General features: G+C 48.7%; 24 protein-coding genes, 1 tRNA gene and 2 rRNA genes. 21 read left to right on the forward strand and 6 right to left on the reverse strand.

Annotated elements, in window-relative coordinates:
• From T500_RS0113685 to T500_RS0113695, 3 genes are all read left to right on the forward strand, one after another.
• Positions 1-112: ribosomal RNA gene (locus tag T500_RS0113685) — 23S ribosomal RNA — on the forward strand; the annotation flags it as partial.
• 81 nt (positions 113-193) lie between these two features.
• Positions 194-306, forward strand: a 5S ribosomal RNA gene (gene rrf / locus T500_RS0113690).
• 67 nt (positions 307-373) lie between these two features.
• On the forward strand, positions 374-1,186 hold the full coding sequence (locus T500_RS0113695; RefSeq protein ID WP_028908579.1) for an alpha/beta hydrolase: 813 nt from the start codon (positions 374-376) through the stop codon (positions 1,184-1,186).
• Between the two features lie 193 nt (positions 1,187-1,379).
• Here T500_RS0113695 and T500_RS0113705 read toward each other — a convergent pair whose 3' ends face one another.
• Positions 1,380-2,006, reverse strand: coding sequence for a helix-turn-helix domain-containing protein (locus T500_RS0113705; protein WP_028908580.1), 627 nt, complete (start codon positions 2,004-2,006; stop codon positions 1,380-1,382).
• A 53-nt stretch (positions 2,007-2,059) separates the two neighbouring features.
• Positions 2,060-2,133: transfer RNA gene (locus tag T500_RS0113710), tRNA-Thr, on the reverse strand.
• A gap of 275 nt (positions 2,134-2,408) precedes the next feature.
• Here T500_RS0113710 and T500_RS16075 point away from each other — a divergent pair.
• The 10 genes from T500_RS16075 to T500_RS0113760 all read left to right on the forward strand — a co-directional run bounded on the left by T500_RS16075 (position 2,409) and on the right by T500_RS0113760 (position 11,712).
• Entirely contained in the window at positions 2,409-2,945 is a 537-nt protein-coding gene (locus T500_RS16075; RefSeq protein WP_051612085.1) for a DUF4199 domain-containing protein, read from the forward strand.
• A gap of 49 nt (positions 2,946-2,994) precedes the next feature.
• The gene (locus T500_RS0113720; protein WP_028908581.1) at positions 2,995-3,951 is read left to right on the forward strand and encodes a glycosyltransferase family 2 protein; all 957 of its coding nucleotides are present in this window, start codon (positions 2,995-2,997) and stop codon (positions 3,949-3,951) included.
• Positions 3,948-4,460 (forward strand): DUF6452 family protein, encoded by a 513-nt coding sequence (locus tag T500_RS0113725; protein ID WP_230580918.1) that lies wholly within the window; start codon positions 3,948-3,950, stop codon positions 4,458-4,460. The genes T500_RS0113720 and T500_RS0113725 overlap by 4 nt, the downstream gene beginning before the upstream one ends.
• Positions 4,411-5,100, forward strand: a complete 690-nt coding sequence (locus T500_RS0113730; RefSeq protein ID WP_033149357.1) for a DUF6048 family protein — start codon at positions 4,411-4,413, stop codon at positions 5,098-5,100. The genes T500_RS0113725 and T500_RS0113730 overlap by 50 nt, the downstream gene beginning before the upstream one ends.
• 4 nt (positions 5,101-5,104) lie before the next feature.
• Positions 5,105-6,130, forward strand: coding sequence for an FAD:protein FMN transferase (locus T500_RS0113735; protein ID WP_028908584.1), 1,026 nt, complete (start codon positions 5,105-5,107; stop codon positions 6,128-6,130).
• A 6-nt stretch (positions 6,131-6,136) separates the two neighbouring features.
• Positions 6,137-6,814: a Crp/Fnr family transcriptional regulator gene (locus T500_RS0113740; RefSeq protein WP_028908585.1), complete on the forward strand. Its 678-nt coding sequence runs from the start codon at positions 6,137-6,139 to the stop codon at positions 6,812-6,814.
• A 132-nt stretch (positions 6,815-6,946) separates the two neighbouring features.
• Complete coding sequence (locus tag T500_RS0113745) at positions 6,947-9,061, forward strand: M3 family metallopeptidase (protein WP_028908586.1); 2,115 nt, start codon at positions 6,947-6,949, stop codon at positions 9,059-9,061.
• Positions 9,033-9,470 (forward strand): deoxycytidylate deaminase, encoded by a 438-nt coding sequence (locus T500_RS0113750; RefSeq protein ID WP_013065511.1) that lies wholly within the window; start codon positions 9,033-9,035, stop codon positions 9,468-9,470. The genes T500_RS0113745 and T500_RS0113750 overlap by 29 nt, the downstream gene beginning before the upstream one ends.
• 3 nt (positions 9,471-9,473) lie before the next feature.
• Complete coding sequence (locus T500_RS0113755; RefSeq protein ID WP_028908587.1) at positions 9,474-11,174, forward strand: S41 family peptidase; 1,701 nt, start codon at positions 9,474-9,476, stop codon at positions 11,172-11,174.
• Positions 11,167-11,712 carry a 5-formyltetrahydrofolate cyclo-ligase gene (locus tag T500_RS0113760; RefSeq protein WP_028908588.1) on the forward strand — a complete coding sequence of 182 codons (546 nt, stop codon included), beginning with the start codon at positions 11,167-11,169 and terminating at the stop codon, positions 11,710-11,712. Before T500_RS0113755 ends, T500_RS0113760 begins: the two co-directional genes overlap by 8 nt.
• Here T500_RS0113760 and T500_RS0113765 read toward each other — a convergent pair.
• Both T500_RS0113765 and recF read right to left on the reverse strand, forming a co-directional pair.
• Positions 11,705-11,995, reverse strand: coding sequence for a DUF721 domain-containing protein (locus T500_RS0113765; RefSeq protein WP_013064001.1), 291 nt, complete (start codon positions 11,993-11,995; stop codon positions 11,705-11,707). The genes T500_RS0113760 and T500_RS0113765 overlap by 8 nt on opposite strands.
• Entirely contained in the window at positions 11,988-13,088 is a 1,101-nt protein-coding gene (gene recF, locus T500_RS0113770; RefSeq protein ID WP_028908589.1) for a DNA replication/repair protein RecF, read from the reverse strand. Before recF ends, T500_RS0113765 begins: the two co-directional genes overlap by 8 nt.
• 141 nt (positions 13,089-13,229) lie before the next feature.
• Between recF and T500_RS0113775 the strand changes: the two genes are divergently transcribed.
• From T500_RS0113775 to T500_RS0113785, 3 genes are read left to right on the forward strand one after another with little or no spacing between them, the layout of a single operon-like run.
• Positions 13,230-13,913 (forward strand): tetratricopeptide repeat protein, encoded by a 684-nt coding sequence (locus T500_RS0113775; RefSeq protein ID WP_028908590.1) that lies wholly within the window; start codon positions 13,230-13,232, stop codon positions 13,911-13,913.
• A 5-nt stretch (positions 13,914-13,918) separates the two neighbouring features.
• Positions 13,919-14,389 (forward strand): 6,7-dimethyl-8-ribityllumazine synthase, encoded by a 471-nt coding sequence (gene ribH / locus T500_RS0113780; protein ID WP_013065589.1) that lies wholly within the window; start codon positions 13,919-13,921, stop codon positions 14,387-14,389.
• Between the two features lie 18 nt (positions 14,390-14,407).
• The gene (locus T500_RS0113785) at positions 14,408-15,910 is read left to right on the forward strand and encodes a sensor histidine kinase (RefSeq protein WP_028908591.1); all 1,503 of its coding nucleotides are present in this window, start codon (positions 14,408-14,410) and stop codon (positions 15,908-15,910) included.
• 17 nt (positions 15,911-15,927) lie between these two features.
• Here T500_RS0113785 and T500_RS0113790 read toward each other — a convergent pair whose 3' ends face one another.
• Positions 15,928-16,890 carry a LuxR C-terminal-related transcriptional regulator gene (locus tag T500_RS0113790; RefSeq protein ID WP_028908592.1) on the reverse strand — a complete coding sequence of 321 codons (963 nt, stop codon included), beginning with the start codon at positions 16,888-16,890 and terminating at the stop codon, positions 15,928-15,930.
• Between the two features lie 151 nt (positions 16,891-17,041).
• Here T500_RS0113790 and T500_RS0113795 point away from each other — a divergent pair, with 151 nt between their 5' ends.
• The 5 genes from T500_RS0113795 to T500_RS0113815 all read left to right on the forward strand — a co-directional run bounded on the left by T500_RS0113795 (position 17,042) and on the right by T500_RS0113815 (position 23,765).
• Positions 17,042-18,184, forward strand: coding sequence for a Rid family hydrolase (locus T500_RS0113795; RefSeq protein WP_028908593.1), 1,143 nt, complete (start codon positions 17,042-17,044; stop codon positions 18,182-18,184).
• A 12-nt stretch (positions 18,185-18,196) separates the two neighbouring features.
• Positions 18,197-20,080 (forward strand): AsmA family protein, encoded by a 1,884-nt coding sequence (locus T500_RS0113800; RefSeq protein ID WP_028908594.1) that lies wholly within the window; start codon positions 18,197-18,199, stop codon positions 20,078-20,080.
• Between the two features lie 88 nt (positions 20,081-20,168).
• Positions 20,169-21,440, forward strand: coding sequence for an OmpA family protein (locus T500_RS16080; protein WP_080694911.1), 1,272 nt, complete (start codon positions 20,169-20,171; stop codon positions 21,438-21,440).
• Positions 21,441-21,451: 11 nt separating this feature from the next.
• On the forward strand, positions 21,452-23,053 hold the full coding sequence (locus tag T500_RS0113810; protein WP_155267568.1) for a hypothetical protein: 1,602 nt from the start codon (positions 21,452-21,454) through the stop codon (positions 23,051-23,053).
• A 1-nt stretch (position 23,054) separates the two neighbouring features.
• Positions 23,055-23,765, forward strand: coding sequence for a hypothetical protein (locus tag T500_RS0113815; protein WP_051612087.1), 711 nt, complete (start codon positions 23,055-23,057; stop codon positions 23,763-23,765).
• Between the two features lie 124 nt (positions 23,766-23,889).
• On the opposite strand, the gene T500_RS17060 is transcribed toward T500_RS0113815, so the two are convergent.
• The gene (locus T500_RS17060; protein WP_155267569.1) at positions 23,890-23,991 is read right to left on the reverse strand and encodes a smalltalk protein; all 102 of its coding nucleotides are present in this window, start codon (positions 23,989-23,991) and stop codon (positions 23,890-23,892) included.
• Positions 23,992-24,070: the final 79 nt, after the last annotated feature.

The following is a 24,070-nucleotide window of genomic DNA, read 5'->3' on the forward strand; positions in this document are numbered from 1 at the left end:
AAGATGAGGACTCCATTGAGGGTCGTCATAGACGATGACGTTGATAGGGTGCAGGTGTAAAGACGGTGACGTCAAAGCCGAGCACTACTAATTGCCCGAGATCTTTCGCTTCATGCTGATATTATCAGATGTAATCAAGTAGCTAAAGCAAGCTTTGCTACGTTTCTTGTGTCGACAATGTCAATAACCTATATTAGGTGGTTATTGCAGTGGGGTCCCACCTCTTCCCATTCCGAACAGAGAAGTTAAGCCCACCTGCGCCGATGGTACTGCAATGCAATGCGGGAGAGTAGGAAGCCGCCGTCTTTATTTTAACGATAGCCCTGGAGATACACTTCTCTAGGGCTTTTTTATTTTCAAAAACTAACGAACTATGAAGAGATTAAATGTATTAGCCGTATTGCTTCTGATGGTTGTCGCCATCAGTGCACAAAATTACAAAACTGTTTCAAACATCAGTTATACTTCGAAAACTGATGCTTATGCTAAAGAGCGTTTGAAATTGGATGTGTATTACCCTGAAGGCAAGAAGGATTCTCCTGTAATTGTATGGTTTCACGGTGGCGGATTAGAGGCTGGCCAGAAAGAAATCCCACAGAGATTAAAGGATAAAGGGTATGTGGTGATTGGTGCTAACTATCGTTTACTGCCTAAAGTTACTGTTGATAAAACGATTGATGATGCTGCCGAAGCTGTGGCATGGGCTTTTCGTCATGCTAAAGAGTATGGTGGCGATTCACGAAAAATAGTTGTAACAGGTCATTCTGCTGGCGGTTATCTCGCCATGATGCTTTGTTTGAATAAGACATGGCTTAATAACTATCAGGTTGACGCGGATAGTGTTTGGCAGTATATTCCTTTTAGTGGTCAGGCTATTACTCATTATAATGTGCGCAAGATGCAGGGAATCCAGCCTTTGCAGCCAACCATCGACCAGTATGCGCCACTTTACTGGGTGCGTAATGACTGTCCGCCATTGGTGTTGATTTGTGGCGATCGTGAATTAGAATTATATGGACGATACGATGAGAATCAATATCTGGCTCGTATGATGAAACTAGTTGGCCACAAGCAAACCTATTTGTATGAGATAGATGGTCATGGTCATGGAGGTATGGTAGATCCTGCTTTCCATATACTTGATACTCATATCAAGCAGATGTTGGGGCTGCTCGTTAATCCTTGATATGTAGTTTATTAAACGTAATGGCTAAGGAGAACTTAGCCATTACGCTTATTGATATAAATTGCTATACCAATGATGATGAGCGCTACTACTGCAATAATGTGTAATAAATCCATAATGCCTAATATTAATTTGTTTACGTTGCAAAGATAAGCAAATTAATTAAGAAAGTGGTGTTGTTTTAAGAAAATCTTTATATAAGACTGAAGAGAAACTGTTGGTTGGTGTATTGCCAGCTGACTGTACCAAAACGGATTAGTCGTGCCAGGAGCGTTATGACCTTGTGGCGCGGTAGGCGTGATTGGCGAACAATCTGGTTAAGCGTTTGCTGTGTGGGTATGGCGTCGAGTAGTTGACGGATTGTGTTATCGTAGGTCACGATGACGCCTTGGGGTTTCTGTGATTCGCGCCACAGGGCCAAGTGAACAGGAGAGGCTACAATATTCTCGTCGTTGATGCGTATATATGCTCTTGCCTTACCTTCTGCATCGATAGCACAAACAGGTTTGCGGGCAGATGGTGGAACAGTGGCAATCACGATGGTGCGCCCCTCAATATGATAGGTGTCGAACTTAATGCTAGCTTCGGGCTTGCAATATTTGTAAGCCGCTTGGTGCATCATGTATATTTCTTCTTCGGAGCGGACACCTGATAGATTTCCATCATCGCGTACGCCAATCAGTAACCGCCCTCCATCGGTATTGGCAAATGCCGATACTGATTTAGCCAGTTTACAGGCGTCAGACACACGGTACTTAAAGTCCTGCTGCTGGTGTTCGCCCTCACGAATGAGGTTATGGATATATCGTTTATCGTCCATACGTCTAAAAATGAAAAGAGGATTGACCAATGTCAATCCTCATATTCAAAACGAGCCTCTTGTCGGATTCGAACCAACGACCCCGAGATTACAAATCACGTGCTCTGGCCAACTGAGCTAAAGAGGCGGGTGGGTAAGCGATCTGCATCGCGCCGCTACAACCTAATACCCTTGCTGCGTTCCCACCCTGGGGGATTCAAAGGGAGCTGGCCGTACAGGACTTACCCGTGTAATTTTAAAGAACTATTTGCTTAAAGCGGGTGCAAAGGTACAATAAAAAAGTGAAAAGAGGGAAGTAGAAAGCTAAAAGTTTCGTGATTTTAACTATTTTTTTAGGGATTGCCCCCGTTATATGCAGGAAAATGCTTAATTTTGCACCCTGTAAGAGGTAAATGTTAAAAGATGACCGCACCAGAATATGTACAATTAAAGGCTTACGCTCGTCAGGATGGTTTCTTTCTGGCTATTCTATGGATTACCAGTTTTGCAAGCTACATTGTTGGCTTGAGTAATCAGGTCCTAGCTATGGCTGCTATGTTGATGGCTGTGATGACGCCGTTCTTTGTTGCCAACCGTTTGCGTAAATTCCGTGACGAGGGTAGAGAAGGTGTTATCTCCTTTGCCCGTAGCTATGCTTATACCATTTTTGTGTTTTTTTATGGCGCTGTTCTGTTAGCGGTGGTTCAGTATCTGTATTTTGCTTATATGGATAATGGCTATCTGGTAAGTTCGTTTGCCAAAATGATGAGCACTGAGGAGGGTAAGGCCATGTTGGAGCAATATGGTATGACCCAAATGGTGGATGATAGTTTAGCCGAAATGGCTATGACGCGTCCTATCGACTATGCGCTGAATATTCTCACCATCAATATTTCGTTGGGCTTCATTCTTGGTGTGCCCATCGGTCTGATTATGCAGCGCAAAAGAATTGAGGGGTAAAATAATAAAGAATTGAAATTCTCGAAAATTGAAGCATTGAATTAAAATTATGGATATATCAGTAGTTATACCTCTTTATAATGAGGATGAGTCTATCCCTGAGCTTTATGCCTGGATAGAGCGTGTGATGAAGGCAAACAATTTCAGCTATGAGGTTATTTTCATTAACGATGGTTCTACCGACCGCTCGTGGGAGATTATCTCGGAGTTGAACAAGCAACAGCCCGGTGTTGTAAAGGGCATCAAGTTCCGCCGAAACTACGGTAAGAGTCCTGCGCTATATTGTGGTTTTGAGCAGGCTCAGGGCGATGTGGTGATTACCATGGATGCCGACCTTCAGGACTCGCCTGATGAAATCCCTGAGTTGTATCGTATGATTAAGGAAGATGGCTACGATCTGGTGAGTGGCTACAAGCAGAAGCGATACGATCCTATTTCGAAGACTATCCCTACCAAGCTGTTTAATGCTACAGCCCGCAAAATCAGCGGCATTAAGAATCTGCACGACTTTAACTGCGGACTGAAGGCTTATCGCAAGGCAGTTGTTAAGAATATCGAGGTGTATGGCGAGATGCACCGTTATATCCCCTATTTGGCCAAGAATGCAGGATTCAACAAGATTGGCGAAAAGGTGGTACAGCACCAGGCACGTAAGTATGGTTCGTCGAAGTTCATGGGATTGAACCGCTTTGTAAATGGTTATCTCGACCTGCTCACACTTTGGTTCCTGAGCACATTCGGCAAGAAACCTATGCACGTGTTCGGATTCCTGGGTACACTGATGTTCTTTATTGGTTTTATTTCTGCAGCTTGGATTGGTGCTGATAAACTGTGGTGTTTGGCTAATCATATCCCACAGCGATTGGTAACTAATTCGCCATTCTTCTACATTGCGCTTACTATGATGCTGATGGGAACACAGCTGTTCCTGACAGGTTTCCTGGGCGATCTGATCAGTCGCTCATCGAGCGGACGTAATGATTATCAGATAGAAGAGAAAATATGATGAAACGTCTCGTATATCTGTCGTTGGCAGCGCTGATGGTAGCCTGCTCGTCTGTCGATTGTCCTGTCGACCGTACGGTGGCAACTCTTTATCAGATACGTACCAGCGATGGCAATGAGTTAACGATTACCGATACAATGACCATTTCGACCGTAAATGTCGATAATGAGAACGTTGTACTTTACAGTGGTCGCGACTCTATTATATATAATAAAGGTGTAGGCATTAGTCAGTTTAACTTGCCTATCAGTTACTCGCATCCCGAGGATGTTCTGCTGTTCAAGTTTGAAATAGCCAATACTGATTCGCTGGTACGCGATACCGTATGGATTAAGAAGGACGACTATCCCCATTTCGAATCGGTTGATTGTAATACCACTTTTTTTCACACGCTCACCAATGTGCGCTATACCCGCAACTACATCGACTCAATTGTGATTAATAACCCATCAGTAACCTATGATTCTAAGACGGTTCATTTCTACCTCTATCCTAAGAGCGACGATTAGTATCCTGGTGCTCTCGGCATCGGTGCCAGCTCAGGCTCAGAAGTTTTTCTCGTTTCAGAAAGACTCTGTGCCTATGTTCCGTGGTTTTGCTGTTTCGTTCGATCTGGTTGGAGCGGGACTGATGGCTTTTACTGATAATGGTCAGTACGAAGGTGCCCTGCGTGTTAATTTGCACGATGAGTGGTTTCCGATTATCGAGGCTGGATTGGGACGCGCTAATCACAACGATGATGTAACCAAGATTCACTATAGTACCTCGGCTCCTTATTTCCGTATTGGTATCGATAAGAATCTATTGAAGGATAAGCATGGCGACAACCGTTTGTATGGTGGTTTGCGTTATGCTTTTACATCGTATAAGGTTGATATCTCATGCCCTGATTTCACCGATCCCACTTGGAAGTGGCCTACTGGTTATGGTGTGTTAGATGCTCCTTGCAACTATCATTGGATAGAGGCTGTAGTTGGTGTTGATGCCAAGATTTATGGTCCCTTGCATTTAGGATGGAGCCTGCGTTATAAGCGCCGCATTGCCCATAAGGAAGAAGGTGATTTTGGTAATACTTGGTATGTGCCTGGCTTCGGAATCTTTGGCGATACCCGTTTGGGCGGAACGTTCAATGTGATTATTGATATCTAAACAGATGCAACAGCCTAAGAATAAGAAACTTTTGTGGCAGGTGCCTTTCCTGGTGCTGCTGATTGTTGGTACGGTGCTGATTATCCGTCAGCAGCGTAACATGCCTTATCAGAAGAGTGCTGATAAAGTGTTCGGAACGTTCTATCATGCTGTGTATCAGTGTGATTCGGATATGACGTATAGCATCAACGCTGAGCTGGCTAAGGTAGATGCTTCGTTATCACCATTCAATCCCCAGTCGATTATCACTGCTGTAAACCAGAATCAGGATGTGAAGCTTAACGAAATGTTCCTTGATGTGTATAAATTGGCGATGAACATCTCGAAGGAGACTGATGGTGCTTTCGATATCACCGTTGCCCCGCTGGTTAATGCCTGGGGCTTTGGCTTTAAGAATGGTATCGACCCCTCGAAACAGCAGGTGGATAGTCTGATGCAGATTATTGGTTATCAGAAGGTTACCCTCGAAAAAGGCAAAATCACTAAGACTGATGATCGCGTCATGCTCGATTGCTCGGCTATTGCTAAGGGTTATGGTACCGATGTGGTGGCTAAACTGTTGCGTAGCAAGGGTATTAATAACTTTATGATCGAGATAGGTGGCGAGATTGTTACCAGTGGTTTGAATCCTGATCAAAAGCCTTGGCGCGTAGGTATTTCTAAGCCTGCCGACGATGTGCAGGGCTCTGGTCAGGAGGTGCAGAGCATTGTGGCTATTACCGATAAGGCAATGGCTACCAGTGGCAACTATCGTAATTTTTACTATAAGGGCGGTAAGAAATACGCCCATACAATTGATCCTAAGACGGGTTATCCCGTTCAGCATAGCATCCTCTCGGCTACGGTGTTTGCCAACACCTGTGCTGTGGCCGATGCCTATGCCACCTCGTTTATGGTGATGGGTGTAGAAAAGGCTAAGCAGGTACTTGCGCAGCACCCTGAACTGATGGCTTACCTGATTTATAGCGATCAGGATGGTAAGAATGCCGTTTGGTATTCGCCCTCGCTTAAGAATAAGATTCAGCAATAAAAGCGTATGGCTGTTCTCCAGATTTTTGATAAGCTGCTGCAGTTCCCTTTGTTCCAGGGTATGAGTCGCGACGATTTGGAGATTGTGGCTGGTCACACCCGTTTTGGATTCTTGAAGTTGAATGCAGGCAAGACTGTGATGAAATCGGGCGATAACTGTCATCAACTTTATTTCCTGATTAATGGCAGTCTGAAGGTGCGCTCGTTTGCCGACGACTATGGCTATCATGTAGAGGAGCAGATTTCGGCCCCTTATATCATCCAGTTAGAGTCGGTGTTTGGCTATAATCAGCGTTACACTCGCGATTTTATAGCCCAGACTGATGTTAACTTCCTGACACTCGACAAGGAGGAGGTAGTGCGCCTTACTGAAGATTTCCTGGTGTTTCGCCTGAATATGATTAACCATTTTGCTACCCAGACACAGAAACAGATGCGTCAGGTGTGGTACCGTGCGCCCCAGTCGCTCGAGGATCGTGTGGTGCGATTCCTCACTCAGCGTTGCTTGTATCCTGCTGGTCATAAAACGTTTAATATCCTGATGACCCGATTGGCCGAGGAGGTGAACGATAGTCGCCTCAATGTGTCGCGTATTCTGAACGATATGCAGCACCGCGGATTGATAGAGTTGAGTCGTGGCAAAATAGAGATTCCCCAGCTCGAACGCCTGCTTTATACCAAGTAGAAACGCCTATTCTTAGCGTTTTCAGCTTTTTTAATGTATTGTTTTGTAAAGTATCGGATTTTTGTCGTAACTTTGCATCGAAAATGCGAGAACGGGCTGCACCGTCCTTGCAATCCGAAATGAGTTAGTATAATGATGAACGAAAAGAAAGCTAGAACGAACCCGTTCTTTGAACCTTATAACACACCTCACGACACAGCCCCATTCGACCGTATCCGCATGGAAGATTTCGAAGAGGCTATGTTGGAAGGTATCCGTCGCGACGATGAGCAGATAGAACGTATTATCAATAATCCTTCAAAACCTACATTCGACAATACCATTATCAGTGTAGATGACGAGAAGGATAAGGAGGGATACTACGATCTGCTGGGTCGAGTTTCTACTGTATTCTTTAATTTGCTTTCGGCCGAGACCAACGACGAGATGGATGCGTTGGCCCAGAAGATGAGTCCCATTCTTACCAAGCATGCCAATGATATTCGCTTGAACGAACGTTTGTTTGAGCGTGTAAAATATGTGCACCAGCATCACCGCAAGCTTACAGCTGAAGAAAAAATGCTGCTTGATAACTGCTACGACGGTTTTGTACGTAGTGGTGCATTGCTCGATGCTGCAGGCAAGGAGCGCCTGCGTCAGCTTACCGAGGAGGCTTCGATGCTTGGTTTGCAGTTCTCGCAGAATCTGCTGAAGGAGAACAAGGCCTTCACACTGCATATTACCGACGAGGCTCAGCTTGATGGACTGCCCGATACAGCTCGCGAGGCAGCAGCCTTGGCAGCCAAGGAACGGCAAAAAGAAGGTTGGGTGTTCACGCTCGACTTCCCCTCGTATTCGCCCTTTATGACCTACAGCACCCAGCGCGAACTTCGCCGTCAGCTGTATATGGCAAAGAATACGGAGTGTATTCACGATAATACTGAGAATAATCTCGAGATATGTAAGCGACTCATTAATCTGCGTCGCGAACTTGCCCAGTTGTTAGGTCATAAAACCTATGCCGATTACGTGCTCAAGCACCGTATGGCAGGCAATGTGCGTAACGTGTACAAGTTGCTTAACAACCTGATTGATGCCTACAAGCCCACCGCCATCAAGGAGGTAGAGGCTATCGAGAAGATGGCACGCAAACTTGAGGGTAACAACTTTAAGCTCGAGCCATGGGACTTTTCGTTCTATTCTCATAAGCTGCAGCTTCAGAAATATAATCTCGATGCCGAGATGCTGCGCCCATATTTCGAACTATCGAAGGTGATTGATGGTGTGTTTGGTTTGGCCAACCGCCTGTATGGCATCACCTTTAAGGAGAATAAGGATATCCCTGTTTATCATCCTGATGTGAAGGCATACGAGGTGTTCGATGAGGATGGCTCGTTCCTGGCCGTATTCTATGCCGATTTCCATCCCCGTAAGGGTAAGCAGGGAGGAGCCTGGATGACCGAATACCAGGGTCAGTGGAAAGAACGTATCGACCAGAAGAAACCTTTTGGCGATGATAATATGCGTAATGTTCGACCCCATGTCAGTGTGGTGATGAACCTTACCAAACCTACTGAGGAGAAGCCCGCCCTGCTCACACTTGGCGAGGTGGAGACTTTCCTGCACGAGTTCGGACACTCGTTGCACGGCATGTTTGCCAACACCCGTTTCGAGAGCCTTAGTGGCACCAACGTGTGGTGGGACTTTGTGGAGCTGCCCTCGCAGTTCATGGAGAATTTCTCGATCGAGAAGGAGTTCCTGCGCACTTTCGCCTTCCACTATCAGACAGGTGAGCCTTTGCCCGATGAACTTATCGACCGCATTGTAAAGAGTCGCAACTATAATGTGGCTTACGCTTGCATGCGTCAGGTAAGCTTTGGTTTGCTGGATATGGCTTACTACACCCAGAAGGATGAGTTCACTGCCGATATCATTCCGTTCGAGAAGAAGGCTTGGGAGAAAGCCATGGTGCTGCCTCAGTTGCCCGATACCTGTATGACGGTGCAGTTCTCGCACATTATGGCAGGTGGCTATGCCGCTGGCTATTACAGCTACAAGTGGGCCGAGGTGCTCGATGCCGATGCCTTCAGCGTGTTCAAGAAACATGGCATTTTCGACAAGAAGACAGCCAGCAGTTTCCGCGAGAACATCCTGTCGAAAGGTGGTACCGAAAATCCGATGACATTATATAAACGGTTCAAGGGTGGCGAACCCACCATTGACGCATTACTTAAACGAAATGGAATCAAAAAACGACAAGCAAAGTAAACTTGACGTACGCTATCTGCGTATGGCACGTATTTGGGCTGAGAACTCCTACTGCAAGCGCCGTCAGGTTGGTGCGCTGGTGGTAAAGGATAAGATGATTATCAGCGATGGTTACAACGGCACTCCCAGCGGCTTCGAGAACGTGTGCGAGGACGACGACAACGTAACCAAGCCTTACGTGCTGCATGCCGAGGCCAATGCCATTACTAAACTGGCGCGTAGCAATAACAACAGCGATGGCGCCACCATCTATATTACTGCTTCGCCCTGCATCGAGTGCGCCAAGCTTATTATCCAGGCTGGTATCAAGCGTGTGGTTTATGGCGAGAAATACCGCCTCACCGATGGCATCGAGCTGCTTGAGCGTGCTGGCATCGAGGTTATCTATATTGGATTAGAAGATAAATAAAAAATGAGTAAGAATAGAACTAATCGTTTCATGCCTTTGCTCATGGCCGTATGTGTGGTTGTGGGTATTGTTATCGGAACGTTTTATGCTAACCATTTCTCAGGCAACCGCCTGAACATCATCAACTCGAGTGGTAACAAGCTCAACAACCTGCTCCATATCATCGACGATCAGTATGTGGATACGGTTAACATCAACGAGCTGGTTGAGAAAGCCATGCCTCAGATTCTGGCTGAGCTCGATCCCCATTCGGTTTACATCAGTGCCCGTGATGGCGAGATTGCCAACGACGACCTGCGCGGCTCGTTCTTTGGCATCGGTATCGAGTTTACCATCCGTCAGGACACCATCCGTGTGCAGAACGTGATTGGTAATGGTCCTGCCGAGCGTGCCGGTATGCTGGCTGGCGATAAGATTGTTGAGGTTGACGATTCGGCCTTTGTAGGTAAGAAGGTTACCAACGAGGAGGCCATGCACCGCCTTAAGGGGCCAAAGGATACCAAGGTTAAACTGGGCGTTATCCGCTATGGCGAGAAGAAGATCCGTCATATTACCATTACCCGTGGCGAGATTCCTACCAAGAGCGTTACCGCTTGCTACATGCTCGACGACGAGTGTGGCTATATCAAGATTCGTAATTTTGGCGAGAATACCTATCCAGAATTGCTGATTGCGCTGGCCAAGCTGTCGCAGCAGAGTTTCAGCAATCTGGTTATCGACCTTCGTGGCAACACCGGTGGCTACTTAGAGTCGGCAGTGCAGATTGCCAACGAGTTCCTGTCGCGTGGCCAGCTGATTGTTTACACCCAGGGTCGTGCTTTCCCACGTCAGGATTACCGTGCCGATGGTCGTGGTTCTTATCAGCGCCTACCTCTGGTAGTGCTGGTCGACGAGAGTTCTGCTTCGGCTTCTGAGATTCTGGCAGGTGCCATCCAGGATAACGATCGTGGTACTATTATCGGTCGCCGTTCGTTTGGTAAGGGTTTGGTTCAGAAACCTATGGAGTTCAGCGATCACTCGATGATCCGCCTCACCATCGCTCGTTATTATACCCCATCTGGTCGTTGCATCCAGAAGCCTTATAACAATGGCAACCACTACGATGACGACTGGTTGACCCGTTATCAGCATGGCGAGTTCTTCTCAAAGGATAGCATTAAGAATACAGGTCCCGAGTACCACACTAACAATGGTCGTATTGTGTACGGCGGCGGTGGTATCACTCCTGATATTTTTATTCCTGAGGATACCCTTGGTGTTACCTCTTACTACAAGGAGGCTGCCATGTCGGGTCTTATTCTGCAGTTTGCCTTTACCTATACCGACGATAACCGTGCCAAGCTGGGTGCGATTACCAATGTAAAGGAGATGGAAACCTATCTGAAGCGCCAGAATATCGTTGAGCAGTTTGTAAACTTTGCTGATAAGAACGGACTGAAGCGTCGTAACCTGATGATTCAGAAGTCGTACAAGTTGCTCGAGCGCTTTGTAGTAAGTCGAATTATCTATAACATCCATAACGAGCAGGCCTGGACCGAGTATCTCAACCAGAACGATCCTGTGATTGATGAGACTCTGCGACTGTTCCATTCCGAGGGTGCATTTCCTCAGAAACCGATGCCCAAAACCAAGGGCAAGCAGGTGGCTAAGATTGCCGACAGTCGCGAAATCAGGTTGCTCAGTAAAATGATAGCTCATGCTTAATAAGAACGAACTTCGCGCCCTGATGCGCGAACGTAAAAAGCAGTTCACTCAACAGCAGTTGGGTGAACTGTCTGCTACTGTGGTATCCCATATGAGGGAGTATCTCATGTTGATGGACAACATTGTGGCCTATTACTCGCTTCCCGACGAAGTATGTACCCATCAGTTGCTCGACGAATTGCTGGCAGCAGGCAAAAACGTTTACCTGCCGAAGGTGGTAAACGATACCGAGATGGTGCTGTGCCGATATACGGGGCGTGATAGTCTGCAGAAGGGGGCTTTTGGTATTATGGAACCAACGGGTCCGGTTATGCCAAAAGAGAAGTACAACGATATTAAAGTTGTGCTGGTGCCTGGTGTGGCTTTTGATAAGGAGAACCGCCGCCTGGGTCGCGGTAAGGGCTATTACGATCGTTTCCTGAGTTCATTCTCTCAGCCGCGATGCGCTGTGTTCTATGGTGTCTGCTTTGATTTCCAGCGTGTAGATGCGATTCCCGCCGACGAACACGATGTGTGTATGGATGGCTTGATTAGTTAAACCTTACATCGGCTATTACCTGAGTGCCCACATGGGCATTCAGTTTGTTTACTATCTCTCTGCGCATCATCGATAGGTCAGCCCTCATGGCAGGGTTGGTCAGATGTACGTATAGTGTTTGGTTTCTGATGTACATACTCTCGGTGTAGTTGGCCACAAATTCGCCAACCACCTCGGCCCACGAGTCCATCAGTCGTTTCTGCAACAAGGGCGTCTCCAGTCCTTGTGCTCTCAGATTCTTCAGAATCAAATCTTTTACATTATGTACGTCGCGCTTAAACATCTTTCTGCGTTTCAGTTATTTCTCCGTTATCTACGTGGAAAATCTTATAGTCCAGCGTCTGCCGGCTCAGTATCAGGTCCAGGTGGTCGCGATTGGTATCGGTAATAAAAATTTGTCCGTAATCATCGCCTGCCACCAGTTTTACTATTTGCTCCACGCGCTGGGCGTCCAGCTTGTCAAAAATATCGTCGAGCAACAGGAGTGGGGTAGTCTTCGAATTGGTACGCTTCAGGAAGTCGAACTGTGCCAGCTTCAGGGCAATCACAAACGTCTTGTTCTGTCCCTGACTACCTTCGCGTTTCATTAGGTGCCCGCCTAAGGTTATCTCCAGGTCGTCGCGGTGCACACCATGCAGCGAGTAGCCTATGGCACGGTCCTTAAAACGGTCGCGCTGTATCACCTCCAACAGCGGACCGCGCTGGCAATGCGACACGTAGTTCAGTGCCACCTGCTCGCGATTACCCGAGATGGTCTCGTGAATACGCTGGAAGATAGGCGTCAGCTCCTCAACAAATGCCTTTCTGCTTTTGTAGATGCGCTCCCCCTCGTAGGCCATCTGTTCCTCAAACAGGCTGATTACATCCGGGTTAGGTTCCTCGTCAAGTTTCAGCATCGCATTACGCTGCTGCAGGGCCTTGTTATAGCGGTTCATGGCCTCCATATAGCCATGGTCGTATTGGGCAATCACCATGTCCATCAGGCGGCGTCGTTCCTCGCTGCCGCCCTCAATCAGCAGCGTGTCTGATGGCGATACCACCACCACCGGTATCAGTCCGATATGTTCCGACAGGCGGCGATACTCCTTCTTGTTGCGCTTAAAGTGTTTTTTAGTGCCTCGCTTCATGCCGCAGTAAATGTGCAGGTCGCCCTCGTAGGCGCCCTCCAGCACAAAGAATTCGGCCCCATGACGTATCACTTGCGAGTCGATAGGATTATTGGCCGAATGGCAGAACGACAGGTAGTAAATCGCATCCAACACATTGGTTTTTCCCACCCCGTTCTGTCCTATCAGACAGTTGATTTTAGGCGAGAAATCCAGTGTGGCCTCTGCTATGTTTTTGTAGTTGATGACCGATAACTTTTCTAGAATCATAGTGCAAAGGTAGCGTTTTTTGGGCATTGATGCTAAGGATTAACACAGATTAATAAATATTTTCCGCAAAAAAATATAAAATGTGTGTCTTTTTTAGTAACTTTGCACCCGATTTTTGGAAATTTAAATATAAATATTATAATGGCAAATACAACAAATCAACAGCAGGCCGCCCAGACAGCTGAGCAGAGCCTGAATCAGAGTGAGGCTTTCTTCGTAAAGTACCAGAAGGCCGTTATTGCTGCAGTAGTAGCAATTGTAGTAATCATTGCTGGTGTGGTTCTGTACAAGACCTACGTTAGCGGTCCTAAAGAGATTAAGGCCAGCACAGCTATCGCTAAGGGCCAGGAGCTTTTCATGGCAGGCGATTATCAGAAGGCTTTGAATGGCGACAGCGCCAGCTTCAAGGGCTTTGTAAAGCTCGCCGACGAGTTCAGCAGTACAGCAGCTGGTAACCTGGCAAACCTTTATGCCGGTCTCTGCTACGCTAAGCTTAACAAGTGGGAGGATGCTGCTAAGTACCTCGAGGAGTTCGATGGTGCCGACGATCAGATGATTTCTCCAGCTGCCGAGGGTGCTCTGGGTAACGCTTATGCACACCTGAACCAGCTCGACAAGGCTGTATCACACCTGAAGAGCGCTGCCGAGAAGGCCGACAACAACTCTCTGTCGCCCACCTTCCTTATCCAGGCTGGTGAGATTCTCGAGAGCCAGGGTAAGAACGATGAGGCCCTGAAGCTGTATCAGGAGGTTAAGGAGAAGTACTTCAACTCTATGGCTTATCAGACTATCGATGGCTATATTGAGCGTGTTTCATCAAAATAATCTCCATGGCTACTAAAAACTTATCGGAATACGATATTACCACAGTGCCCGACGCTTCGAACATGATCTTCGGAGTTGTCGTGGCCGAGTGGAATCCCGAAATAACAGGCGCCCTGCTCGACGGATGTGTTAGCACACTCGAAAAGCATGGCGCTTTGCCTGAAAATATCCATGTTAAGACGGTGCCTGGTAGCTTCGAGCTGATTTATGGCGCTCACCAGATGACCCTTAATGATGGTTACGATGCAGTCATTATTCTTGGTTGCGTGATTCGTGGCGAGACTCCTCACTTCGATTACATCTGCCAGGGCGTTACCGAGGGTGTGGCTCGTCTTAATGCAACAAGCAATATCCCTGTAGTCTTCGGTTTGCTCACCACCAACGACCAGCAGCAGGCACTCGATCGTGCCGGTGGCCGCTTGGGCAATAAGGGTGATGAGTGTGCCGTTGTAGCCATCAAGATGGCAAAGTTCTAATCTAATCTAACGCATATTATGAAAAAGGTTTTTGTTCTTCTGTTAGCCGTGTGCTTCAGTGTGGGCATTGCCCAGGCTCAGCAAGCCACGAAGAGTGAGTTACATCAGCGTGCCGAGAGCGAAATGCAGAAAGGTAGTGTGGCAGGTGCCCGCTTTAGCTTTATCCGCGCTTTCGAAGAGTACACCCGTCAGGGCCAGTTAAAGGTTGGCATGGAGTGTGCCACTCGCGGTGCTACTTTGTATTACAAGGACAACTATTGGAAAGAGGCTTTCGATTTGCTTCGCCGTGCCGATGCCGAGATTGATGCACGCAGCAAGAATGCAAAGGAGAAGGCTGCCCTCCATTACATCATCACTAAAGAGCGCTTGGCCATGTACATCAAGCTGCGCAAGAGTGATAGCGCCAAGGATCAGCTTGGCCTGATGGAGACCCAGGTTACCTACGCTGCCGACGAAGAACTCAAGAACGACCTTCTTTATAATAAAGCCGTATATCATTACTCATTCGGACAGAATGCCCAGGGTAATGAGGTGTTCAAGGAGATGGCCGGTAAGCTTACCGCCTCTAAGCAGTACGACAAGGTTGACGAGGTTTACAAAACCCTGATTGCCAATGCCCGTCGTAGTGGCAATGCCAATATGGTGGCACAGTCGTACAGCAACTATCTGGCTTGGAAAGATTCGGTTAACACCTTGAAACATGCCGATGAGATTGGCGCACTGAAAAAGCAGATTTCCGACAACGAGGCTAAGATAGACGATCAGGCCAGCTCGCTCACAGCGCGCCAGGCCATCATCGTAGGTCTGTGCATCCTGGCAGTAGCTCTGGCTGCAGGTTTGGTATTGGGTGGTATTGTACTGATGCGCTTTATCCTGCTTACCCGTAAGCAGAAGAAGCTCATTAACCTGGCCAACGAGAACAATGCCCTCAAGGCCAAGTTCATCAGCAATATCTCAGCCCAGCTTAATCCTACACTCCACAAGCTCGATGCCAAGATCCCCGAGGTTAAGGCCCTGCTCGAGTTCTCTGAGCATATCGCCACCCTCTCTGATCTTGAGAACACCATCGATCAGGAGGTAGAAACAGCCGATGTTCAGCTCACCCCATTCTGCAACGAGCTGGTCGACGCTATCAAGAGCAAGGTTAACCCAGGCGTGGTAGTTAAAACTAACGTGCCCGCCTTGAGCGTTAATATGAACAAGGAGTATGTACAGCATATCCTGCAGCACCTGCTGGCTAATGCTGCTATCTATGCTCCAAAGGATGGTACTATCTGGTTGGAATACAAGAAGCGTGGTGCACATGTTCACCAGTTCCTGGTATCTAACACCGGCGAGCCTATCCCCGAGGATAAGCGCGACGACGTATTCAAACCATTTACCGAGGTGAAGGATTTTACCGAGGGCGACGGTCTTGGTTTGCCTATCTGTAAGCAGATGGCCATCAAGATGAAGGGCGACCTCGATATCGATCCCGAGTTCACCAAGGGTACACGCTTTGTGCTGTTGTTACATTCTTAAGCAAACAACTACACCTTTTATAACTTTACAGTTGATATGTCCACCAGCCCATTGACTATTGCATAGATGGTCAATCCGGCTGGTGAATGTATTTGTAGCTTGCGGGCTATGTTGCGGCGGTGGGTAATCACCGTGTTGATTGATATACACAGGTGATCGGCTATCTCCTTGTTCGACATACCCTGCACCAGCGAAATAATCACATCCTTTTCACGGTCGCTCAGCGCGTCGGGATTCTGTGCGGTGGCATTGCCAAACACCATACCCGAAATGTTTCGTGTTACGTCCTGCTGCTTGGTAATCTGCTCCAATCGGCGGATGGCAGGCACAAAAATATGGTCCTCAACCATCGCGTGCTGGCGCAACCAAACCTCGTTCTCGTAAATATCGTGCAGTGTGGCGGTAAGCTGGTTGTTGTGCAGACCGTCCTGTGGCAGATATTTAATAATCAGCAGTTTCAGCTCGCGCAGTTTCTTGTCGGTAGCACCGTGGTGCTTCGAGAATGTCTCTACGTTGTAATCATTGGCAGGCTCGCCATCTATCAGCTGCTGTACGTAGGGGAACAAGGTTTTCTGCTCGTACTGCATGTGGCGACGTATCTCGTGGGCATACTCGTCGTAAAACTTCAGTATCAGTCGGCCCAGCGAGTCGTTCTCATCCAGACTCTCGCTCAGCTCTCTGCGGATGTAAGGCAGCTGGAACTCCAGAAAATAGGCATGGCTGGCCTGCAGGTAGTGCAGCAGGGTAGGCACGCTAATCTGTTCGTCGTTGTCAAACTCGCCATAACCGTTCATGGCGTAGTTCACCACAGCCAGGAATGTGTAGGTGTCCACATCATTGTCCTCGCAGGTTTCGCGTACCGTCTTATCTCCAAAACCCAGGTTTATGCCAAAGCTTCCAAGTGCCTGCAACAAATCGTAATTATCGCGGATCAGTGATATCATTTTATCGTCCGCTTCATACATCTTCTGATTCTTCATTTCCTTACCTGTATGCCTATTAATGATTACGGGTGCAAAATTAATACTATTTTTTCATATATACAATACTTATTATTAGGTATTTTTTTGCTGCTTGCTGCACGTTTCTCAATTATTCTTCGTACCTTTGTGCCCAAAAGTAAGTAACTATATGAACCAGAAACTATCTCACATAGATTTCGATCAGGCTGGGGCCGACGTGTTCTGTTTTGATAACGGAACCCAGGTGCGCGAGTATCATGCCATCATTCGCGTGCAGCAGGCGTGCCTTCCGTATGCCCAGCAGGTTGAGGCTGTGCTGAATGCCTACAACAGCTTGCTGGCCCAGTTGCCTGGTGCGCAAGCCGTATTTAAACGTTATTTTTTAAGCGATGCAGCCAATCAGGCCGACGCTATAGTAGTAAACGATGTTACCGACTGTGCCAAGAGCATTATCCAGCAGGCCCCTTTGGATGGTACCAAGGTGGCGCTGTGGGTGTGGCTCATGACCGATGTGCAAACCAGCATGACTCCGAGCGAGCTCTATGAGGTTAGTCACGGTCAGTTCCGCCATCTGTTTAATGCCTCGGCTCATAACCTGGCTGCCAACTCCGAGTATCAGATGCGCCTGCTGTTCAACGAGTATATCATGCAGCTGGCCCAGGAGCGCTGTACGCTGGCCGATAACTGTATCCGTACCTGGCTGTTTGTCAACGATATCGACTTGAACTATGGTGGTGTGGTACGTGCCCGCAATCAGGTGTTCTTCACCCAGGGCCTAACTGTCAATACCCACTTCATTGCCTCTACCGGTATCGGTGGTCGCCAGCAGGATCCTAACGTGCTCACCCAGATGGATAACTATGCCATCGCCGGTGTGCGTCCCGAGCAGGTGCATCATCTCTATGCGCCTACCCATCTTAATCGCACCAGCGACTACGGTGTATCGTTCGAGCGTGGCACCATGGTAAGCTATGCCGATCGCCGCCATGTATTCATCTCAGGTACCGCCTCTATCAATAACAAGGGCGAGGTGATGTATCCCAACGATATCGTGAAACAAACCCAACGTATGTGGGAGAATGTCGAGGCACTGCTGGTCGAGGCCGATTGCAATTTCGACGATGTAGCCCACATGATTGTTTATCTGCGCGATGTGGCCGATTATCAGCTGGTGCGCAGTCTCTATGCCGAACGGTTCCCAGGCAAACCCTGTGTCATCGTTCATGCGCCGGTGTGCCGCCCTGGGTGGCTCATCGAGATGGAGTGCATGGCTGTTAAGGCCGTGTGCTTGCCCAACATGCCTCAGTTCTAATAGCCTTTTAGCATGAAACCCCTTCGCTTGGCCTTCAAGCTGCTGGCAGCCTTCCTGCTGCTGGTAGTATTGTTGGTGGGTGCAGGTGTGGTGCTGGTAAATACCAAGGCTTTCCAGCAGCGTGTGCTTAAGCAAACCACCCAGATGCTGAGCGAGCGCCTGCAAACGCAGGTCAGTATCGATAGTGTCGATATCCGCTTTATGGCACAGCAGCTGCGCTTGTACGGACTGCATGTAGCCGACCAACAGCAGCGCCCCCTGCTCACTGTTCGCCAGGCTGGGGTAGATGTAGATATCAGCGAACTGTTAGGTAATAAGTTTACCATCAAGGATGTCGAGTTGTCGGGTGCCCGTGCCCTGCTGCTCAAGCCCTCAAAGGATTCGGTATCCAACTTCCAGTTCATCATCGATGCCTTTAAAAAGCAACCCAAGGCCAAACGTGATACCACGGTGGCGCCCCGCAAGCGTATCCAGTTCGATATCCACAGCGTGCGCCTTAACGACATTCAGGTAACCTATAATCAGCTGTCGTTGCAGCTCGCCCAGGCACTCATCAAGGGCCGTAAGGGTAAGTATCAGGCGCAGATCCAGTTGCAGCTGGCTACCGATAATCACAAGCCCCGCAAAAATGCGGGCAAGCCCAAACGCGGTTTCTTCGATGTAGGTCATCTCGATGTCACCTGCCATTTCAAGGCCGCTATCGATGCCACCGAAAAGGATACCCTCCGCTTTAATCTCTCTGAGTTGCAGGCTCGCGATTCCATCACCGGTATCGATATCCGCAACCTGCAGGCCCAGGTGCGCTTGGCAGGTAAAAAGCTGCTTTTAAACAATGTGCAGGTACAGCAAAAGCACACCCAGCTGCACATCGCTCATGCCGCTATGCAGTTGCCCAGTAAGCGCGATAGCATCCCCCTCAGTTTCAGTACAGGTTCCATCGCTGGCACCGTTTATCTCCAGGATATCTCGCGTGCCTTTGCCCCCGTGCTCAGTAAGTTCACGCTGCCCCTCCAGCTCAGTTGTACCATGAGTGGTAATCAGAATGTGCTCAGCTTCCGTCAGGTAAGGGTCGGTACTGCCGATAAACGCCTGGCCATCGCTGCCACCGGCGATATCACCAACCTCAAGAGCAAGGAAAAGCTCACTGTGCTGTTCCATGTCAACCGGATGACCGCCAAGAGTGGTATCAAGGAGCGCATCATCAGCCAGTTCCCCGTTAAGCGCCTCATGATGGCGCAGCTGCACAATCTGGGTAATATCAGCTATACGGGTAGTTTCCGTGTCATCCGCAAGGAAGAGCGCTTCTGGGGTACCCTTGGCACCGCCGTGGGTAGTCTTAAGTTCCAGTTCTGGCTCGACGAGCGCAACAAGTATGTCGTAGGTAATGCCAGCACCCAAAAGTTGCATTTTGGTAAGGTGATGGGCATGAAGGATGTCGGTTCCCTGGCAGCCAAGGCCGATTTCAAGATTGATATCAGCAAGCCCCGCACCGCCGCCATGCGTCGCAAGTTAGGTGGCAAGTTGCCTATAGGTGCTGTTAATGCCACCATCGATGATTGCAGTTATAAAGGCGTTCATGTGCGCAATATCGATGTTACTGTTAATAGCAATGGCGCTGAGGCTACCGGCGATGTCATCCAGCGTGGCAACTGGCGCGACATCTCCTGTTCGTTCTCTTTTATCGATACCAATCAGATGCACAAGCTCAAGGTAAGTCGTGGTCGTATGAAGTTCCATAAGATGACCGACGAGGCCAAGCAGGCCAAACGTGAGCGCAAAGAGGCCCGCAAAGCCGAGCGCCAGGCCAAGCGCGAAGCCAAGAAAGCCGAGAAAGCCGCCAAGAAAGAGGCCAAGAAAGCCGAGAAACCAAACAAAAAGTCGTTTTTGTTTTTTTAGCGCCAATAACTTGCAACTTTCAAATATCTTTCGTATATTTGCCCCAATCTAATCGTTATCATATTATTTATACTAAAACTAAAAGCTTATGAAAAAACTATTATTACTATTGTTGGCTATGATTGCTTTTAGTGCAACGGCCGATGCGCAGGGCTTTCTGAAGAAGCTAAAGGATAAAGCCCTCGAAAAAGCAAAAGACAAGATTGAGAACAAGGTTGAGCGCGCCGTTGATAGCGAGATGGATGCTGTGCTCGACGGTAAAAAGGGCCAGAAAAACTCGAAAGCTAAAAACCAGGCCGACGATGCCGAAGCGGTCGACGACACCCCCGATGCCGTAGGTCAGAACCAGAAGAGCGACTTTGTTCGTGGAAGCGTTATTCTGTTCCAGGACGACTTTGCTAACGAACAGATGGGTGAGTTCCCTTCAAAATGGGATGTCAGTGATGGTAGCTTGGAGACAGCCTCTATTAATGGTAAGAAGTATGCGCATAGTAATGCCCCCGACTCACGATTCTCGCCGCTGATGGAGAATATGAAGTCGTACCTGCCCGATGTGTTCACCCTCGAGTGGGATGAGTTCTTCTGTAAGGCTGGCGAAATCCCCGATTTCCCCTTCGAGTTCCAGTTCCTTGATGCAAGTGGCAATCAGACGGGCCATATCTATCTGCGCTATCGCCCAGGCAATCCCGATTGTTACGGCAACTATACCTTTAAGAAGGGTGGTGGTATCGATCAGCATGTTGGTGGCAGCATGGATTGGGATCATTTAAAGCAATACACCAAGGTTGGCCAGTGGAATCATTTCGCCATCTCGTTCAACAAGCGTGCTTTTAAGTTCTACCTCAATGGCACGCGCATCATCAATCTGCCTAATGTTGCAGCCCCCGCTCGTTTCGAATTCATTATCCAGGACGAGAATCCCTATCGTGGCGTTGCCAATGTGGTGCTTGCCAAGGGTGCAGTAGAGCTCTATCAGCGCCAGGCTACCGATCTCTCAGCTGTAGAGAAAGCCATCGCTGAGACGGGTAAGTTCGTCACCAATAACATCCTGTTCGAAACGGGCAAGGCTACCCTGAAGCCCGAGTCGATGGAAGAGATTCAGAAGGTGGCTGACTATATGAAGAAGAACCCCAGTGTGCGTTTCGAGGTGCAGGGCCATACCGATAATCAGGGCTCCGATAAAATCAACGATCCCCTTTCGCAGCAGCGTGCCGAGGCTGTTGTAAAAGCCCTTGCTCAGTTAGGTTGCGACGAGTTCAACCTCCGTGCCGTAGGCAAAGGCAGTCACGAACCCGTAGCTGACAACAAGACCGATGCCGGCCGCGCCCAGAACCGCCGTGTGGAGTTTATTAAGAAATAACAAGTACCGATATGAAAAAACACTTAGTAATGCTGGCTGCCTTGCTCATGATGTGCACAGCAGGCGCCAATGCTCAGGGATTTCTGGGCAAACTAAAACAAAAGGCACAGCAAGCCGTTATCGGTAAAAAAGCAACTGCCGAGATAAGCGAGGCTGTGCAGGACGAGAGCGATGAGCCTGCCGACCCATCTAAGTTGGCTGTGGCCGCTGGCGACGATATCGTGCCTAAGCGTAAAACCCCTACAGTTACGTGGGATGGAACCTTTACCCCCTCTTCGGCCTCTTCGGCTTCGGCTTTGATGGCCGAGCTGCCACAGTTGCCATCGGCCGAGAAGATGGCCCGCAGCACCATGGAGGAGCGCGATGCCTATGCACTTAAGATAGCCCGCGTTGTGGCCCGTGCCGAGCAGTTGCAGGAGGGTGCCAACGGATGCTCCGATGCCGATATGGAAGCCCTGCGCCAAAAGTGGGAGCGCAAAGTGCAGGATATGTTTGGCCTTACCAAAGAGGAGATGGCTATCCTGAACGATGAGAACGCGCCCGACTCGAAGAAGGAGCCCATCCAGCAAAAAGTGATGGCTAAAATCATGGGTGGCAATGTTAACATGAGCGAGATGGAACGCTTTGAGAAGATGAGCGAGAAAGAGCAAGAGGCTTACATCAAGGCTCACCCCGAGTTTGTACAGAAGATGCAGAAGATGGCCATGAATGCTGGCAACTTTAGCAAGCAGATGCAGCAAACTACAGGTGCCCTTACAGGCTATGAGGCTAAGGTGGGACAGCTGGCTCAAAACTTTGCAAAGGTGATTACGCGCGAGGCCAATCACGATTACAGTGCCATTGGCAAAAAGTACGATAGTAAGTTGCAGAAGCTTTACGAGCAGATATGTGGTATAGATGATGCAGCCAAGATTGATGCCCTTTATGATGAGGCTGATCAGCTGCTATACAACTATCGTTTAGAGGCTGCCAAGGAGTATCGCGCCTCGCTTCTGCGCCTGATTTCCGAGCACAAGAAGTTTGCTGCCGAATATACCCGCTTGTCGCGTGAGGTGGTTGCCAGTGGCGATCTGCCAGAATGTGCCATCGGTCGTGCCGACCTGAATAGCGTGATTGCCGTGGGCAACATCTTAGACCAGGCCTATAAGGATCTGCCCGAGCTGCAGGCATCGCCCGTTTGTCAGGAAACCGTCTACGAACTGCCAAAAGGCTGGACATTTGGTGCCTGGGAGTGCCGTGGCTACATTGGTGGCGTAAACGATTTTAAATCACCTGGTGGCAACTGGCCTTTGTTGGCCCAGAACGCTGAGGCTGGCGAGTATGCAGTAGTCGAGAATGGCAAGTTCCGCAAGATTAACGAGGATGAGCTGAAGGCCATTAATAAAAAGGCCGATGCCCGACTGAAAAAGGGCGCTGATTCAGGCACTAACCCACCTTATGGTGTTTATAAGAGTCGTAGTGGCAAGCGCGTTGTAGAGTACTCTAAAACGGGCGAGATTATCCTGAATGGTATGACCACCTACGCTCCAGCGGCCTTCACTGCTAACCCCGATCGTTTAGAGTGGATTATCTTCGATGAGGGTAAGATTGTAAAGTGTACTTACAAACTGTAAAATGGTAGGTTTGCGCTATCTCATACTGTGGTTGCTGCTCTTTATGGGCAGCACCACTGTTTTTTCCACACGTTATCAAAAAGTGTTTGGTAGCGATTGGACCTCGGCAGCACGTTATGTGGCCGATCACCACGCCGAGTGGCAGCAGGAGTTTGCGCCCTTTGGTGTGGATGCACGTTTGGCCGAGGCTATCGTGTTTCCAGAGCTTATCCGCTATTCCATGTGGCAGGACGAGATAGAGCGAGCCGCCGTTAATGGCCTTTATGTTACCAAAGGCAGTCAGGGTGCCGACTTCTCTATTGGTCGGTTCCAGATGAAACCCTCGTTTGCCGAGCAGGTAGAGCAGGCGTGGAACCGTTCTTCGTTATCCAAGCAATACGGCTTTGTGTTCAACCTGCAGCCCAACAACCAAGCCCGTCGCTCGCGCATTCGCCGACTCTCCACCATGCAAGGCCAGTGCCGTTATCTGGCCATTTTTATCTTGTTACAACAGCAGCGCCATCCTCAGTTGTCCCGTTTGTCGCACAAGGACCAGGTGCGATTCTTAGCCACCGCCTATAACCGCTCCTTTACCGCCTCCTATAGTCAGATACGCAAAATGCAGCACCACCGCCATTACCACACCGATGTTATCAAAACCCGCAGCACCCACCTTTACTGCTATGCCGATATCGCCGTAGCGTATTACAATCAAATAACCGCACAAAAATAGAGCTCACAGACCATGCTGTGGGCTCTATCTCTTTTAATGGTTAATGGTTCGTGGTTGTTGTTCAACCTGCCACGCCGCTCGGCTATGCCGCTTGGCTTGTCCAAGAACTTGTGGCGCTTCGGGGCTAAGCCCCGATGCACGATGTCGCGCCAAGTGCTGTTACAATCGCCGTAGCAATGCTTGCAATCATCTGCACAATAAACTTAATCGTCTCTTTCTTTGTCATAGCTTTAATGGATTAAATTGTTAATGTTTCATGTGAAGGGTGGGGCCGAAGCCCCAACCCGCTAGTTCATGTCGCTGCC

This window comes from Xylanibacter ruminicola Ga6B6 (genome assembly GCF_000687715.1).
Taxonomy (GTDB): Bacteria; Bacteroidota; Bacteroidia; order Bacteroidales; family Bacteroidaceae; genus Prevotella; species Prevotella ruminicola_B.

Excerpts from the sequence above, each read along its gene's own strand:
- recF (WP_028908589.1), bottom strand. The coding sequence starts at position 13,088 with ATGATTCTAGAAAAGTTATCGGTCATCAACTACAAAAACATAGCAGAG.
- T500_RS0113760 (WP_028908588.1), top strand. The coding sequence starts at position 11,167 with ATGCTTAATAAGAACGAACTTCGCGCCCTGATGCGCGAACGTAAAAAG.
- T500_RS0113725 (WP_230580918.1), top strand. The coding sequence starts at position 3,948 with ATGATGAAACGTCTCGTATATCTGTCGTTGGCAGCGCTGATGGTAGCC.
- T500_RS0113755 (WP_028908587.1), top strand. The coding sequence starts at position 9,474 with ATGAGTAAGAATAGAACTAATCGTTTCATGCCTTTGCTCATGGCCGTA.
- T500_RS0113750 (WP_013065511.1), top strand. The coding sequence starts at position 9,033 with ATGGAATCAAAAAACGACAAGCAAAGTAAACTTGACGTACGCTATCTG.
- T500_RS0113785 (WP_028908591.1), top strand. The coding sequence starts at position 14,408 with ATGAAAAAGGTTTTTGTTCTTCTGTTAGCCGTGTGCTTCAGTGTGGGC.
- T500_RS0113695 (WP_028908579.1), top strand. The coding sequence starts at position 374 with ATGAAGAGATTAAATGTATTAGCCGTATTGCTTCTGATGGTTGTCGCC.
- T500_RS0113795 (WP_028908593.1), top strand. The coding sequence starts at position 17,042 with ATGAACCAGAAACTATCTCACATAGATTTCGATCAGGCTGGGGCCGAC.
- T500_RS0113740 (WP_028908585.1), top strand. The coding sequence starts at position 6,137 with ATGGCTGTTCTCCAGATTTTTGATAAGCTGCTGCAGTTCCCTTTGTTC.
- T500_RS0113730 (WP_033149357.1), top strand. The coding sequence starts at position 4,411 with ATGATTCTAAGACGGTTCATTTCTACCTCTATCCTAAGAGCGACGATT.
- T500_RS0113745 (WP_028908586.1), top strand. The coding sequence starts at position 6,947 with ATGATGAACGAAAAGAAAGCTAGAACGAACCCGTTCTTTGAACCTTAT.
- T500_RS16075 (WP_051612085.1), top strand. The coding sequence starts at position 2,409 with ATGACCGCACCAGAATATGTACAATTAAAGGCTTACGCTCGTCAGGAT.
- T500_RS0113800 (WP_028908594.1), top strand. The coding sequence starts at position 18,197 with ATGAAACCCCTTCGCTTGGCCTTCAAGCTGCTGGCAGCCTTCCTGCTG.
- T500_RS0113720 (WP_028908581.1), top strand. The coding sequence starts at position 2,995 with ATGGATATATCAGTAGTTATACCTCTTTATAATGAGGATGAGTCTATC.
- T500_RS17060 (WP_155267569.1), bottom strand. The coding sequence starts at position 23,991 with ATGACAAAGAAAGAGACGATTAAGTTTATTGTGCAGATGATTGCAAGC.
- T500_RS0113775 (WP_028908590.1), top strand. The coding sequence starts at position 13,230 with ATGGCAAATACAACAAATCAACAGCAGGCCGCCCAGACAGCTGAGCAG.
- T500_RS0113765 (WP_013064001.1), bottom strand. The coding sequence starts at position 11,995 with ATGTTTAAGCGCGACGTACATAATGTAAAAGATTTGATTCTGAAGAAT.
- T500_RS0113810 (WP_155267568.1), top strand. The coding sequence starts at position 21,452 with ATGAAAAAACACTTAGTAATGCTGGCTGCCTTGCTCATGATGTGCACA.
- ribH (WP_013065589.1), top strand. The coding sequence starts at position 13,919 with ATGGCTACTAAAAACTTATCGGAATACGATATTACCACAGTGCCCGAC.
- T500_RS16080 (WP_080694911.1), top strand. The coding sequence starts at position 20,169 with ATGAAAAAACTATTATTACTATTGTTGGCTATGATTGCTTTTAGTGCA.
- T500_RS0113815 (WP_051612087.1), top strand. The coding sequence starts at position 23,055 with ATGGTAGGTTTGCGCTATCTCATACTGTGGTTGCTGCTCTTTATGGGC.
- T500_RS0113735 (WP_028908584.1), top strand. The coding sequence starts at position 5,105 with ATGCAACAGCCTAAGAATAAGAAACTTTTGTGGCAGGTGCCTTTCCTG.
- T500_RS0113790 (WP_028908592.1), bottom strand. The coding sequence starts at position 16,890 with ATGAAGAATCAGAAGATGTATGAAGCGGACGATAAAATGATATCACTG.
- T500_RS0113705 (WP_028908580.1), bottom strand. The coding sequence starts at position 2,006 with ATGGACGATAAACGATATATCCATAACCTCATTCGTGAGGGCGAACAC.